Raw genomic sequence first — 15,954 nt, 5'->3', positions numbered from 1 at the left:
ATTAATACAATCCCTATTTTCTCTTGTTGATTTACGCTCTAGAGATAAACGTAAATTAAGAAGAAAAAGGAAGGCTCTAGAGAGCCTTCCAGGGGTTACAGCTTACTTACGTTTACCGTTGCCTTTTGACTTAGGAGAAGCCGCGATGGTTTCTTCTAAAGAACAGTTGGCAGTGCCAGTTTCACATACTTGGTAAGTGAAGCTGGTAGCGGTTGAGTTAAAGCGGTCTGTGTAGTCTGTTTTTCTCACAGCTGAGGCAACTAGGGCACCATCACGGTATACATCAAACTCAGTTGCAGTTTGTGCAGTCCAAGATAGATCCGTTGTTACTCGGTTACCGTCGGTTTCAGCTGTACCTTGTACAAAGATAGTTGGCACTGGTACAGGCTCAGTCACAGTTACGTCTTTAGTGATTGAGTGCTGGGCACCGTCATCATCGCTTACAGTTAGGGTTACAGTGTAAGTACCCGCAGCTGTGTAGCTGTGTGAAGGGTTAGCTAGAGTTGAGCTAGCGCCGTCACCGAAGTCCCAAGAGTGAGTTGTTACCGCACCGTCAGTGTCACCAGATAGGTCGCTGAACTGTACGTCCAGGTCAGTAGCGGCGAACGTGAAGTCAGCTACAGGTGCTAGGTTAGCTGGCGCGTCTACGATAGTGAAGCTTACTTGTGCCTGGTCGAACGCGTCTTGTGAGTCAGTCGCAATAGCAGTCACGATGTGGTCACCAGCGCCTAGTGTGTTGATGCTGAATAGAGCACCAGTACCGATTAGGCCGTTGAAGTTATCGTACCAGCTGATACCTGCGCTTAGGTCACCGTCTTCAGCGTCGGTTGCCGTACCGTCGAAGGTGATGCTGTCACCTAGGTTGAAGCTAGTGCCACCCATAGGTGCATTGATAGTCATCACTGGGGCTTGGTTTTCAGCCGGAGGCGGAAGTACCGCGTTGCCGTTTGATACCGAGATGCTCCAGTTGTTCAGTACGCCGTTCATGGTGTAGCTTGACGTATCTTCAACAAACAGACGCCATGTACCCATGCTTGACTCGCCTGCAAACTCAACCGGTGTAAAGGTGTGTACCAGGTCTGCGTTCCAGAATTGACGCCAAGTTACCAGTTTAACCGTGGTGCCAGTTGGAGACTGTAGCCATACGTTCAAGTATTGAACTGAGTTAAATGAGATATCAACATTTACTTCAATTGCATCGATAGCAACGCCGGTAGGCAGGTCGATTTCAGTAAAGACTTTACCACCCATCTCAGGCATAGCGATTGCTGTGTTGTTTGCACCGCTTACCGTAGTGTTAGCGTTAGCAACAGACAGTTCAACTGTTTCACTGCTGCTTTGGCCGGCAGAGTCTGTTGAAGTCGCTGTGATCACGTGGTCGCCTACCGACAGGTCAGACTTAGTGAATGAAGTGCCGTTACCGATTACACCGTCGATGCTTGACGTCCAAACGATGCCAGCAGTCAGGTCGCCGTCTTCGGTGTCGTTAGAGCTTGCGCTGAAGCTGATAGTTTCACCGTTCAAGAATGCGCCCTGGTTAGCAGGAGTCGCGATCTGTACGTTTGGCGCAAAGTCTGTGCCAGCTGTAGGTGCGCCAGTCAGTTTCAGTGACCAGCTGTTGATAGCACCCGAGTCGCCCGAGTCGTTGTCGGTAACTTTCAGTTGCCATTCGCCCAGTGCGTTGTCCAACTCGTATTCGGTAGGAATAAAGTTACCAACAAGGCCTGTGCCGTTGCCGCCCGCACGGTCGTGCAGAACAACTTCTTCGCCGGCTGGTGAAATGACAGACACAACCAGATCAGATGCCCAAGAGTGTGTGATATCAACAAACACTTCTACCTGAGTCAGCGTCATGTCGTAAGGAACATTGATGCTGCTGATTGCAGGGGTTGAAGGCTGGTCATCGACGATAGGCACGACTTCGTTGCTGGTCAGCATAGTAGAAACTGTACCTTGAGGCCATACTTTCAGCTCTAGGTTGATGTTCTTAGAGATGTTACCGTCTGTCGCGTTAACCGTCATGTTATACGTGCCAGGGGCAGTATTAGCTGTGGTATTGATGGTCATCAGGTTAGTAGTGTCGCCCGCAACCGGGTTTTGTGCGAATACCACGTCAGCGTTAAGCGCAGGAACGCTGGTCAGGCTCATAGTTGCTGTGCCGTTGAAACCGCCTGCTGCAACTAGGTCGATTGAGTAAGCCTGGCTGTCGCCTTGGTTGATGGTTGATTTAGTTGGCGTTGCTTCCATGAAGAAAGAAGGACCCGCGCCGCCCGAATCGATTAGTGCATTGGCAACGTTCAAACGCTTACCTGAGATGGTTTTACCTGCCAAAGCCGCAAGCGTATCACCTGTATTCATTAATACACTTTTTAGCTGTGATGTAGTCAGGTTCGGGTTGCCCGCAAGGAGCAGGGCTGCAGCGCCAACTACGTGAGGTGTGGCCATTGACGTACCGCTGAAGGTGTCGTAGCTGTTGTTAGGCGTAGTTGACAGGATGAATGAACCAGGTGCAGCCAAGTGAACCAGCTGATCACCATAGTTTGAGAAACCAGACAGGTTGTCGGCGCTATCGGTTGAAGCTACTGCTACTACGTTTGGTACATCGTAACCCGCAGGGTAGAAACCGCCGTTGTCGATGTCAGCAGAGTCGTTACCCGCTGCCGCTACGAATAGCATATCGGCGTTGTTGGCTGCTGTGATTGCATCTTTAAGCGATTGAGCGAAACCACCGCCACCCCAGCTGTTGTTTAGAACGCGAACGTTGTTACCGGCATTTTTAAGACCGATCATATAGTCGATACACTGTACGCCGTCGGCTAGAGTACCGCCGCCTGTGCCAAGGAAGCTACAACCTACCATGCTGGTTTGCCAGTTAACACCGACAACACCCAGGTTGTTGTTACCTTTGGCGCCGATAGTACCGGATACGTGAGTACCGTGAGAACCTGTGTCAGACGGGTTACCATTGTCTAGGATGGCTGAGATACCGTGGATGTCATCGATATAACCGTTACCGTCATCATCGATACCGTTGCCGGCTATTTCATTTGGGTTGGTCCAGATGTTGTTAGCCAAGTCTGGGTGGTTGAAATCGAAACCTGTATCGATAACACCAACAACAACAGAAGAATCACCGATTACATAGTCCCAAGCTGTTTCAGCTTGAATCTTCTGCATGCCGTAAAGGCTTGCATATGAAGTGTCATTTGGAACTGCAGTAGTGTGTACGATGTAGTTAGGCTCTGCGTATTCTACAAGTGGGTGGTTTTGAAGGCTGGCAAGTACCGCATCAACTTTACGGCCTTGACCAAGCTCTAGCACCGCTAGACGACCGTTAGCAATGTTACGTAAACGGTCATCAACACCGTCGTTGTTTTTATCTTTGAAAGATACGCCTAGATTACGAGTAAGGTCTTTACGATCTTTTTTATCTACTTTTTGTTTGAACTTAACGATAACTGATTGTTGATCGTAGTCAGGTGTTGCTTTGAACGGTGCTTTAGCAACCGCTAGGGCTACAGGGCTGATACCAGCTAGTAGTGTTGTACCTACTAGGGCGTTTATTAATTTGGAAGATGACTTCTTGGGCGTTTTCATCATCTGATCTCCTGTTGTGTGTAAATTTAACTTATGGTTGTTTTATTTGTACGCACCCACTTCATTTTCATTCTCCCTGTAAGTCGTCGCACGCTCGCACTTATTGTATCCATATGCATATATTTATATGCCTTTATTTGCATATGATCAATAAATAATAAACAAAAAATTCACATTTATTCATAATTGGTGTGTAAACACATGCTTTTGTATGATTTAAAAGGGGTTTTTATTACGGGGTGATGGCAAAATAATTTCAGTTTTTCGAAGGTTTTCTTGTTTCTTATGTATTGATGTGTAATTTGCAATGGATTTGTTGGCAGGAAAAAAGTGCTATAAAACCAATGGTTATTCAGTTTTTTGTGATATTTATGCGCTGATGCCTGGGTGCGTTTGTTCTCTTTAGGAATGCGATTAAAAAGCTTAATTGTATATGGGTTATGTACGGGCAGCCTGAGTGGCGGCGTCCACCCTATAAGGATGTTGTATGCAAAGTATGTAGAGCAAAGCCGCACCGAGAGGGGGGGAACTCTCGTTCTTGGTAGAGATTCACCATCAAACGGCCGTTATGGCGGGCTCTGATCCATTCCCGATGTCAATATACGGAATTTTAATGGTGCATCTGTCGTTTGCGTCGGGCACGTAGCGCTCTGCTTGTATGCATTTTATAGCTGTTAATTTCTCGAGTGTTACTTGGGGAGTGTGCAGAGCATATGTATAGGCTGTATACAAAGAAAAAACAGAGACCATGGGATGCTCTCTGCTTAAGGTCCGACTGTAAATTGATTTATTCAGGTTAGAAAGAGAACATTTGCTCAGCAGCACATTCTGTGGGCCTTGCTCACAGGCCTCAGAGGTGAGGGTGCCGCTTACCTAGCGTCAGAGATATCGCTGTGCAGAGTGCTGTTGGCTACAGTGGCAATTTTGGCACCGTCGTTTTCTCTAGCTTTTATGGTAGCCGATGAGCATATCGACCGGGCCCTGTTTAACGTGTTCCTAACCGAAAACGCTTACCTGGCCTATGCAGAACAGTTTTTACTGTCCGAGCAAATAGATGCCATAGATATCAACGACTGCCTGTGCGATTAGCGCAGTAGGCGCTGTCCATGAGGCAGGCTGCTGAAGCCGTCTAAATGCAGCTTCCAGTTGCGCAGTTCACCAACATTGCCCGGAGCCTTGTCGATAATACGCAGCCGCCAGGGGCCGTATGCATTTTCGCCGTTAAAGGTGTCTATTTTATAGATTTGATTTATGTCATCACCTGAGCCGCCATTACGGTTATGCAGGCTATGCACACTGCCGCCGGGAGAGACCAGCTCGATGGCAAGATCGCTGCGCCAGCTATGGCGTACCGCCAATTCCACAGCCAATGAAAAGGTGCTCATTTGTTGCGGCACAAAGATCTCGCTTTCTTGAGCGACGGCACCATTGTCGACTATGCTCATCGGCTCGTCGTTGTTGAAACTGTAGGGTTGCACGCCTGGAGGCAGAATCTTTAAGGTCACCGACTGCTGTTTTAACTGGTTGTCTTTATGGGCGGTGATCGTAAACACATAATCGCCCCACTGGGTTTTGTTTTTGGTTGGCACTTCCAGGGTAAAGGGCATGCCGGCGTTGATTTCGCGGTGCGATAGTTTGGCCCCACAGGTAGTGAGGAGGCTAAGGAAAGGCGCAATGTACCATTAAAACCATCGATGATACGGCTTTCGCAATTGAACTTGGCGGTATCACCGGCGTTGATGGTGAGCACCGAACTGGCACACTGCAAATTAAATTTAGGGTCTAGTTTATCCGTTTTGGCAGCGCCATTGGCCGTTGGTGTACCACCGGATATGTTCTCGCTAACCAAGGCATCGATGCTTTTCGCCGCATAGGGCAGTTGGGTGCGAGATGCAATACGTAGAGGGTTGTTCGAAAAAAGCGGGTTGCTAAGTTGCCATTGTGAGCCGATTGACGAGCCTGTGGTGTGTAGCGCATAGCTGTCATTGATATCGATATTGTGTGCCGCATAAACGTCTGTGTCGCTTGCCAGCATACAAGCCAGGGTTGCGGTTGCTAGTAGTGGATAGCGGATTAGGGTTGAAAGATTAGCCACAATAAAGCTCCGGGTTTTCGAACATTAATACAATCCCTATTTTCTCTTGTTGATTTACGCTCTAGAGATAAACGTAAATTAAGAAGAAAAAGGAAGGCTCTAGAGAGCCTTCCCAGGGGTTACAACTTACTTGCGTTTACCTTTAGTCTTAGGAGTAGCCGCAATGGTTTCCTCTAAAGAACAGTTGGCAGTGCCAGTTTCACATACTTGGTAAGTGAAGCTAGTCGCAGTAGAGTTAAAGCGGTCTGTGTAGCTTGTTTTGCTCACACCTGAGTCAATTAGAGCTCCGTCACGGTATACATCAAACTCAGTTGCAGTTTGTGCAGTCCAAGATAGGCTTGCTACTACACGGCCGTTAGAGGCTTCAGCAGTACCTTGTACAAAGATAGTTGGCTCTGGTACAGGCTCAGTCACAGTTACGTCTTTAGTGATTGAGTGCTCGGCACCGTCATCATCGCTTACAGTCAGGGTTACAGTGTAAGTACCCGCAGCTGTGTAGCTGTGTGAAGGGTTAGCTAGAGTTGAGCTAGCGCCGTCACCGAAGTCCCAAGAGTGAGTTGTTACCGCACCGTCAGTGTCACCAGATAGGTCAGTGAACTGAACGTTAAGGTCAGTAGCGGCGAAGCTGAAGTCAGCTACAGGTGCTACGTTAGCCGGAGCGTCCACAACAGTTAGAGATACTTGCTTCGAGTCGAATGCTTCATCATTATCCCACGCTACAGCAGTAACTATGTGGTTACCAGCGCTTAGTGAGTTAGTGCTGAATAGACCGCCAGTACCGATGTGACCGTTCAAGTTATCGTACCAATCGATACGTGAACTGATGTCACCTTCTTCTGCGTCGATAGCTGTTGCTTCGAAGGTTACGCTGTCGCCTAGGTTGAAGCTAGTGCCACCAGTAGGTGCAGTGATAGTCACTACAGGTGCAGTGTTTTCAGCCGGTGGTGGTAGTACCGCGTCACCGTTAGATGCTGAGATGCTCCAGCTGTTAAGTACGCCGTGCATGTCGTAGCTTGACGTATCTTCAGCGTATAGGCGCCATTTACCCTTGCTTGACTCACCTGCGAATTCTACTGGAGTAAAGGTATGGATAAGGTCTTTATTCCAGAAGTCACGCCAAGTTACTAGCTTCACTAGAGTACCAGCAGGAGACTGTAACCAAACGTTCAAGTATTGAACTGAATCGTAAGAGATGTTTACAGACACTTCTAGGGCATCGATAGCAACACCGGTAGGTAGGTCGATTTCAGTGAATACACGGCCGCCCCACTCAGGAAGTGCAATGGCTGTGTTGTTAGAACCACTTACCGTAGTGTTAGCAGCTGCTACAGAGAACTCGATGCTCTGGTTAGTCGTTTGACCCGCTGAGTCGGTAACAGTAGCGGTTACTACGTGGTCGCCAGCAGATAGGTCAGACTTAGTGAAGCTTGCACCGTTGCCGATAACACCATCAACACTTGACGTCCATACAACAGTTGAAGTTAGGTCGCCATCTTCAGTGTCGCTTGCATTTGCAGAGAAACTTACAGTTTCGCCAACAAGGAAGGCACTGTTGTTTTCAGGAGTTGCGATAGACACGTTAGGAGCGAAGTCAGTAGCACCTAGAGGGGCGCCGCTTAGCTTCAACGTCCAGTTGTTTAGAATACCGGCGTTGTTGTTGTTGTGGTCTTCTACTTGTAGCGTCCAGTTACCTAGAGCGTTATCAAGCTCGTGGTCGTAGTTTACAAAGTCCATCTCAAGACGGTTACCCGCTTGGCCTTCGAAGCTGCGAAGTACAGACTCTTTACCGTTAGGTGCTACTAGCTTGATCACTAGGTCAGCGATGTTGTCGTGAGTGATGTCAACGTGACCTGCAACCTCAGTGATGATCATTTCGTGAGGTACATTGATTACGCTCTCAGCTGGTGCTTCTGGTGCATCATCGGCAATCAATACCGCTTCGTTATTGCTGAAGCTGGTAGAGGTGCTGCCTTCAGGCCATACACGAAGAGTTAGAGGTAATGTCTTAGTGATATCACCGTCTACCGCTGTAACCGTCATTTGGTATGTACCAGGAGCAGTTGCAGTTGTAGTGTTGATAGTCATAGTTGTGGCTGTGTCAGCAGCAACTGGGTTTTGACTAAATAGCACTTGTGCATCTAAAGCTGGAACAGTAGACAGGCTTAGAGTCGCATCGCCTGTGAAACCACCGGCAGCGGTAAGGTCGATAACGAAGTCTTGGCTTTCGCTTTGGTTAACCGTTGCAGACGAAGGCGTGGCATTCATAAAGAATGAAGGACCCGTACCGCCTGAATCAGCCAAGGCATTAAACACGTTCATGCGCTTGCCGTTGATGGTTTTGCCTTGTAATGCGGCTACGTCATCACCCGTGCTCATTAGAACCTGTTTAAGCTGCGCAGTAGTTAGGTCTGGGTTACCAGATAATAGAAGCGCTGCAGCACCGGCTACGTGAGGCGTGGCCATTGAAGTACCGCTTAGTGTGTCATAGCCACCACCAGGAACGGTTGAAACAATGAAGTGACCAGGAGCGGCAATGTGTACTAGCTCGTCACCGAAGTTTGAGAAACCAGAAAGGTTGTCTTGGCTGTCGGTAGAAGCAACGGCCATTACGTTTGGTACGTCATAACCTGCAGGGTAGAAACCGCCTGGATCGATATCAGATGAATCGTTACCTGCTGCCGCTACGAATAGCATATCGGCGTTGTTAGCTGCTGTGATTGCATCTTTAAGAGTTTGCGTGAAACCACCGCCACCCCAGCTGTTGTTAAGAACGCGAACGTTGTTACCAGCATTTTTAAGACCGATCATATAGTCGATACACTGAACGCCATCGGCTAGGGTACCGCCAGCTGAGCCTAGGAAGCTACAACCTACCATGCTGGTACGCCAGTTTACACCAACAACACCTAGGTTGTTGTCACCTTGAGCACCGATAGTACCGGCTACGTGAGTACCGTGAAGACCAGTGTCTTGAGGGTTACCATTGTCTAGGATGGCTGAGATACCGTGGATGTCATCGATATAACCGTTACCGTCGTCATCGATACCGTTTCCAGGGATCTCGTTCGGGTTGCGCCAGATGTTGTTTACAAGGTCAGGGTGTTGGAAATCGAAACCTGTGTCGATAACACCTACGATTACTGATGCATCACCGATGGTGTAATCCCATGCCGCTTCGGCAGAGATTTTTTGCATGCCGTAAAGGTTTGCATAGCTAGGGTCGTTAGGAGTCGCTTGATGCTTAACGATGAAGTTAGGCTCTGCGTACTCTACAAGTGGGTGGTTTTTAAGGCCAGCCAATACCGCATCAACTTTACGGCCTTGGCCAAGATCTAGTACCGCAAGGCGACCGTTAGCAATGTTGCGTAGGCGGTCATCAACACCGTCATTGTTTTTATCTTTGAAAGATACGCCAAGGTTGCGAGCAAGCTCTTTACGCTCTTTCTTTGCTACTTTTTGTTTGAACTTAACGATAACAGTTTGTTGATCGTATTCTGGTGCTGCTTTGTGTGGCGCTTGCGCTACTGCTAAAGCAACAGGACTGATACCAGCTAATAGTGTAGTACCTACTAGTGTTTTGATTAGTTTGGAAGATGACTTCTTGGGCGTTTTCATCATCTGATCTCCTGTTGTATGTAAATTTAACTTATGGTTGGTTCACTTGTACGTACCCACTTCATTCTCCCTGTAAGTCGCACGCTCGCACTTCTTGTATGCGAATGTATATAGTTATATACCTTCATTTGTATATGATCAATAAAAATGACGCAAAAAATTCACATTTATTTATAAAAAACGTATAGAAAGTATGCAGCAGGTTGATTTAAAAGGGGTTTTTATTACAGGAAAATGACAAAATATTTTTTCTTCATCGGAAGAATTTCGTGTTTTTGTCTATTGATGTGTAAATTGCAATAGAATTGTTAGCAGGACAAATGTCCTATAAAGCCAGTATTTATGCACTATTGCGCGTTATTTATGCAGAGATGTGCAGGGGCATTCCCAGGCCGGAGAAAAACCCAGAGAGCATGTAAATGTATATGAGTTTGTATCACAACCTGCTGATTTCGAACCGTGGCGAGAACATGTATACACTGTATACAAACGAACTCCGAGTGCTGGCCGATTGGCGCTCAGCCTTGCTGGAAAGCGGAGCAGGGGACTGGTGTCAAAAGAGCAGAGTCTTGCACTAAAGCTGCTTGCGGGGCTTTAACTAGGGGTTTTATAAGCCTAGAGAGGCTGACCTTAGATGCCTGTGTTAATACCAGGGGCAAGGGGGGCTCAAGGTTGCAGGTGTTCCTCGTTGGCAAGCTGTTGGCAGCGCCTGATGCATTGGCCAGGTTAAGGCCTATCGCATAGATGGGGGGCTTGGTACGCGCAGTGGCGTTAAAGAATTTGGGTCGGGTATATAAAGAAAAAAAGCAGAGGCCCAATGGGGATGGGCGCACTGCTTTGGTTAAGGTCCAACTAGAAATTAGTTTCTGCTTAGAAAGAGATCACTTGCTCAGCAGTACAGTCTGTGGTGTTTTGATCACAGGCTTTATAGGTGTAGGTACCGCTAGCCTTACGTGAGAATGCGTCGTTGTACTGAGTACCATTGGCAACAGTGGCGATTTTGGCACCATCACGGTAGATATCTGCACTACCAGACGACGCACCTAGGGCAACAAGCTCTACCTGGTTTTTGCCTTTGGCAAAGGTATGTGTGGCGCTCAGTGATAGCTCACCCGGAGTTGGGGTGTTGCCACAACCGTTTTGCGTTAGGTAATCGTGCGCGGCCTTGGCCTTAACGATACCGTAACCGAAGTATACGTCGTGACCCGCTGCACCTTGGTCTTCGGCAGTCATCTTCAATGCGTCACGGATTTGCTCACCCGTACATTCGGTGTGGTTTGACCATACCAGGGCTGCAACACCGGCTACCGCAGGTGAAGCCATAGAGGTACCGCTCATGTAACCGTAATCTGATGCGGTCACGCTGACGTTGATTGATGCAGCGTTAACTAGGGCATCGCGGTCAGCCAAGTCTGCGCCTACAGCAGGAATTGAAGTGCTGTTGAAATCACCTAGGGTGCCATAAAGTACGCCATCAACGTTGTTGACGATAACCGCACCGACGCCGCCTGAGGCTTCACAGTTAGCAACTTTATCGTGGAAGCTGATATTACCGCGGTCGATAACACAAACACGACCATTAGCGCCGTTGTCAACAGACTCTGCTGTGCCCATGAAATAAGCTGCAGCCGTAACATCACCGCCGTTTTCCATGCCCGCCGTGCTATAGAAAGTACCATCGGCATTTAGCGCTGCAATGCCCGCCATGCCCGCAGGGTAGGTAGAAAGCGTTTGAACGCCACCGGCTGTTGCTTCAACGCAGATGGTTTCATCGAAGTTGGCGCGCTTGCCGCGGCCGGTTGTACAGCTTGGAAACTGAGAAAAAGATGCAATCTTGTTATCAGCGTCATTGGCACCAACCATCATTACTGCAGGGTAGGCTGCAGGATAAGAAGCAGCTGAGTTACCATCGTTACCGGCCGCCGCTACGATCAGACCACCATTGGCACTGAATTCAGCAAAGGCATTACCTTCAATGCTGTTGCTGCCGCCGCCACCTAGGCTCATGTTGATGATGTTGGCACCGGCCTGGCTACATAAGTTAGTTGCATGGGCAAGATCTGAAGAGTAAGCCCAGCCGCGCTCGGTGAATACCTTAACAATGTGCATTTCAACGCCTGGGGCCATGCCCACTACGCCGTATTCATTATCGCTGGCGCCAATGGTACCGGCTACGTGCGTGCCGTGTGGACCACCGTTTACATTCCAATCGCCTGTGCCTGGGTCATAATCACCCGTGATGCCAGCCCAGTTGAAATCAGGGTTTGATTTATCAAGACCAGAGTCGATAACACATACTTTCATGCCTGCGCCGGCGATGAAAGGTACTTGGTTAGCCTGTGACTGATACACAGCATACGGTGTAAGCTGACCGGTCATAGGGTTGCCGGCATCGTCGTTGTATAAAGCGAATGGCTTACGGATTTGGTCTTTTTCAATTAGTTTTACATGTGGGTTATTAAGAACACCCTTAACCTGAGAAAGGTCCATGCCAGGGAAGCTAGCGGCAAAGAAACCTTCGCCATCTACTTTAATTTCTGCGCCAGACTGAATGGCTAGTGCTTTGATAACGCCTTTACTGTTGTTATCAACCTGGATTACAAAACGAGAATCGTCTGCTTGAGCGCTTGCTGCTGCGCTAAGTGTTAATGCCGCTAAGGCGCTCGCTATTTTTGTTACCTTCATAACTTTGCTCCAATGTGTGTAGGGGTTGGCGTTACCTTGGTGTTGTCCGTACACCGCGAAAACGCGTATGACCTACAAGTTGGTGTTCAATGCTATTTATCTTTGCGGCTTCTGGTGCTCAGGCATAAATATTTGAACTTGCTAAAAAATATAACGTGATCCCTTAACTCTGAGAGGAGTGAGGAATCAATTTCAATGACTCAACATATACATTTATATACATATGGACACTAAAGATCAAATAAATTTAACCTTTTGTACACAGTAATGACAAAAAACTTTCAAAAAAATCCTAAATAAGTATGGTAAGTATCGGAAAAATAGAAGAATTATTCGATAAGTTGCAGTTATCAAATTAACTGATAATTTCTAGGCAATTTGCGTATAGGTCGGTCACTTTATTCCCAAAGTGGGTATTTCTGTTGTTTTTTTGTTGGGATAGAAGCGACCTAATGTGGGTCGGTGTTGTGGGCGATGCTTTTTTTGTCGCCGACAAAGGAAGAATGTTGCTTAATCATCGCTCTGAAAGTCCGACCTACAACCTTGGCGGCAAAGGCCGGGCTTACAGCGTGAATTATGTGCATATTTGTCGGCCTGAAGGCCGACCTACCACGAGATGGTGCCTATATGTAGCTCGGTGCTTTGCGCCGACAAAGGAAGAATGATGCTTAATCGTCGGGCCTAAAGGCCGACCTACCACGAGATGGTGCCATTTGTAGGTCGGTGCTTTGCGCCGACAAAGGAAGAATGTTGCTTAAGCGTCGCTCTGAAAGCCCGACCTACAACCTTGGCGGCAAATGCCGAGCTACAGCGTGAATCATGTGCATATTTGTCGGCCTGAAGGCCGACCTACATTAGGCGTTATTGATGGTGGGTGGTTTTTTCGGACAGCGAATGGTGAGTTTGGCGCCGCCTAGGCTCGATGAACCTACGATCAACTTACCACCATGGGCTTCGCTTATCTTTTTCGCCAACGCCAGACCCAGGCCCACACCGCCGGAATCGCGACAACGACTTAAGTCGAGGCGCACAAAGGGTTCGATTACCCGTTGGCGCTCGGCTACGGGAATACCGGGACCGTCGTCTTCAATACAGATCTCATAATGGTGCGCTAGGTTATTTAAAGTGACATGCACCTGTGTTTCGGCAAAACGGGCGGCGTTGCGAATAATATTGGAAACAGCGCGGTTTAATTGATGACTGTCGGCTTGCACCACACAAGGCTGGGGCCCCTTCTCGGTGAGCTCGAAATGAATATCAGCGTAGAGGTCGACATGGGACTCGAGTTGTCGCGACAGTAGATTGCCGAGCTTAATTTCACTGGTGTGTAGCGCCCGAGATTTATTCTCTAATTGGATAAAATCCAACGCTTCTTTGACCAGCTTTTCGAGCTCGGTAAGGCCATTATTTATCTTGGTGGTTAACAGCTTGCCGTTGTCGCCATTAAGTGAGTCCTCAAGCATATCGAAGGCCAGTTGTACCCGCGCCAAAGGCGCCCTAAATTCATGGGCTACCGCTTGAATCAGCTCGCGCTGCGATTTGATGTTTTCATTTAATGAGCGGTTTATCTTATTTTGATGCATCCGCTTTACGAAAAGCAGGATAAAGGCAAAGCTGGCGCACAGGGAGGCGATCCACACATTACGTGTGTATCTTTGCTGTTCAATCTCGCTGCGTTTTAGGCTTTGATCCGCCTGCAAGAGTTTGATCTGCTGTTCTCTTTTTTCTGCTTCAAAGTGGCTTAATAAGAAGGCAACGCGCTGATCGCTCTCTGAGTTAAACATTTCATCGTTGACCTGCTTGAACAGCTCCAGGTAGTGAAGCGCTTCGGCCAGTTCATTCTTGTCCTTATAGATCTGATAGAGATACTGATAGGCATCGCGCACCATGCGCTTATCTTCAACATCCGTTGCCACCTCTATGGAGCGATTAGTTAAATGTATGGCTTGGGTTATCTCGCCTTTGAGTCTGGCCGTTTTGGCGCTGACCAACAAGGCATTGGCCTGCAGGGGGATAATTTTTAAATCAATGATTTTTTGCAATGCTGGCTCGGCGTATTCCTGAGCCAAGCCCGCATCACCCAACTCTATATAGGCGCTGGCAATATCAATTTTTATACGTGCCATCATGGCAACATCATCCAATTCCTGGGCAAGTTCCAAGGCGGATTGATATTGATGCAGTGCCGCATCAAATTGGTGTTTACGTTGGTGCACGGCTCCCAGGTTGGTCAGCATTTCGGCAATGCCAAGCTTGTCCTGCAGGGTTTCGTAATAACCCAGTGCCCGCTGCAGGTAAGACAAGGCCATATCATAGTCTTCAAGATAGAAGTAGGTTAGGCCTATGTTGCCAAGCACCTGCGCTAGGCCGGGAACATCGTTAATACGCTCGCGTATGGTCAGGGACTTTAGTTGGTAATCCAGGGCTAAACTGTAGTTGCCGCTGGTGCCGTGTATATTGGCCAGGTTATTGAGAGATACGGCGATGCTTTTCTCTTCGCCAATTTGCTGTTGCAGTTCAAAGGCGCTTTGAAAATACTCCAGCGCTTTTTTTGGCTCGCCCAAGGTCTGGTGAATAATGGCAATATAATTGGTGGTGTTGGCGATGCCGCGGGTGTCTTTTTGCTCCTCGGCTATCTCAAGTGCCTGCTCAAAGTTTTTCAGTGCGGACTGGTAATTGGCGGTACGCCAATAGATGATCCCCTGCATGGTAACAGATACATACAGGCCGCGTTTATAGTCGGCTTCTTTAGACAAAGCCTGGCTTTGATCGGTACGGGCCTGTGCCTGCTCGTATTGGCCCAGGGTGATATGGGCCCAGGCCATGTTATTAAGTACCGTGATCTGACGCTTAGCATTAGGATACTTGGCAAAGATGGCCAAGGCCTGCTCGGCATAGTCTAAACTGCGTGGCGGATTGTTATCACGATAGGCTTCAACCAGCTCGGTTAAAATCAGACTTTTGTCTGCGCCCTTGGCCTGCGGCAGTTGTGCCTCAAGCTGTGCCACCGAGTTTTGTTCTGTACCGTCATTACCCTGCACCGAGGTACTGAGCCAAAGCCCGGTACCTAGGAGTAAAAATAAGAGTAATACCAGTTTAAAGCGCATCGTGTTATCTATCCCCTACAAACAGATAGCCTTTACCGTGGATAGTTCTAATTCTAGTCGAAGGATGGTTATCATCGCCAAGCTTTTTACGAATACGTGATACGCGCAAGTCTATGGTTCTATTGGAGCTTTCATAGCCAAGCTTGGCAAAATGCTCGGATATAAACTCCCTGTCGCAGATCACCCCAGGATTGCTGGCAAGCAGCGCCAGTAATTCAAATTCCGCTGTGGTCAAATCTACGGCCTTGCCGTTTTGCTCGGCGCTTTGATACTTCTTATCTATTACCAGATCATCGAACTTTATTAAGGCCTCATCTTCAACCGGCTCTTGTTCCTGTACTTCTGTACTAGGTAAAGGCGCCACTTCATGAGGGTTGCGGCGCAACAGAGCACGTACCCGGGCTAGCAGAACCCGCGAGCGCACTGGCTTGGCTAAGTAATCGTCGGCACCGGTTTCGAGGCCGGCTACTTCATCAATGTCATTGTCCAAGGCGGTAAGCATAAGGATAGGACCGTCGTAGGTGCCCTCTAACCCCGGGTACCCATAGCGAGCCTGGCGACATACAGACAGTCCGTCCATATCCGGCAGCATGACATCAAGCACCACCAGAGTAGGCTGCTCGGTGATTATGGTTTGCAGCGCTTTCAAGCCGTTGTGCTCAATTTTGGTTTTATAGCCGTTGGTTTCAAGAAACCCTGACACTAGTTGCGCTAACTCGATGTCGTCATCGACGACTAAAATCCAGTTATTATCTTTCCCATTCATCATATTGCCCAGATAGTAACATTTTATTCATAACTCGGTCATCATACATGAGATTGTATTGAGTTGTATATCAATGTTTTGCACTCGGG

General features: G+C 48.2%; 8 protein-coding genes. 1 reads left to right on the top strand and 7 read right to left on the bottom strand.

What is annotated here, in order from left to right; all coding sequences use genetic code 11:
* Positions 1-102: 102 nt before the first annotated feature.
* A complete protein-coding gene (locus C2M24_RS07895) occupies positions 103-3,600 on the bottom strand; it encodes a S8 family serine peptidase (protein WP_105213999.1) in 3,498 nt (1,165 codons plus the stop codon).
* Between the two features lie 903 nt (positions 3,601-4,503).
* On the opposite strand from C2M24_RS07895, the gene C2M24_RS15985 reads away from it, so the two are divergent.
* A complete protein-coding gene (locus tag C2M24_RS15985) occupies positions 4,504-4,686 on the top strand; it encodes a hypothetical protein (protein ID WP_158683722.1) in 183 nt (60 codons plus the stop codon).
* Here the strand turns inward: C2M24_RS15985 and C2M24_RS07890 are convergent.
* From C2M24_RS07890 to C2M24_RS07870, 6 genes are all read right to left on the bottom strand, one after another.
* A complete protein-coding gene (locus tag C2M24_RS07890) occupies positions 4,683-5,150 on the bottom strand; it encodes a proprotein convertase P-domain-containing protein (protein WP_158683721.1) in 468 nt (155 codons plus the stop codon). The two genes, C2M24_RS15985 and C2M24_RS07890, sit on opposite strands and share 4 nt — an antisense overlap.
* The gene (locus C2M24_RS15980; protein ID WP_158683720.1) at positions 5,114-5,692 is read right to left on the bottom strand and encodes a hypothetical protein; all 579 of its coding nucleotides are present in this window, start codon (positions 5,690-5,692) and stop codon (positions 5,114-5,116) included. Before C2M24_RS15980 ends, C2M24_RS07890 begins: the two co-directional genes overlap by 37 nt.
* Before the next feature lie 126 nt (positions 5,693-5,818).
* Positions 5,819-9,310 (bottom strand): S8 family serine peptidase, encoded by a 3,492-nt coding sequence (locus C2M24_RS07885; protein ID WP_105213995.1) that lies wholly within the window; start codon positions 9,308-9,310, stop codon positions 5,819-5,821.
* 867 nt (positions 9,311-10,177) lie between these two features.
* On the bottom strand, positions 10,178-11,992 hold the full coding sequence (locus C2M24_RS07880; protein ID WP_105213993.1) for a S8 family serine peptidase: 1,815 nt from the start codon (positions 11,990-11,992) through the stop codon (positions 10,178-10,180).
* 854 nt (positions 11,993-12,846) lie between these two features.
* Positions 12,847-15,099 carry a tetratricopeptide repeat protein gene (locus C2M24_RS07875; protein WP_105201356.1) on the bottom strand — a complete coding sequence of 751 codons (2,253 nt, stop codon included), beginning with the start codon at positions 15,097-15,099 and terminating at the stop codon, positions 12,847-12,849.
* A gap of 4 nt (positions 15,100-15,103) precedes the next feature.
* Positions 15,104-15,868 carry a response regulator transcription factor gene (locus C2M24_RS07870; RefSeq protein ID WP_105201355.1) on the bottom strand — a complete coding sequence of 255 codons (765 nt, stop codon included), beginning with the start codon at positions 15,866-15,868 and terminating at the stop codon, positions 15,104-15,106.
* Between the last annotated feature and the right edge of the window lie 86 nt (positions 15,869-15,954).

It is taken from the genome of Pseudoalteromonas sp. T1lg22, from assembly GCF_002964645.1.
GTDB lineage: Bacteria > Pseudomonadota > Gammaproteobacteria > Enterobacterales > Alteromonadaceae > Pseudoalteromonas.
The sequence above is the reverse complement of the archived record's forward strand: the minus strand, read 5'-3'. Positions and strand labels throughout refer to the sequence as shown.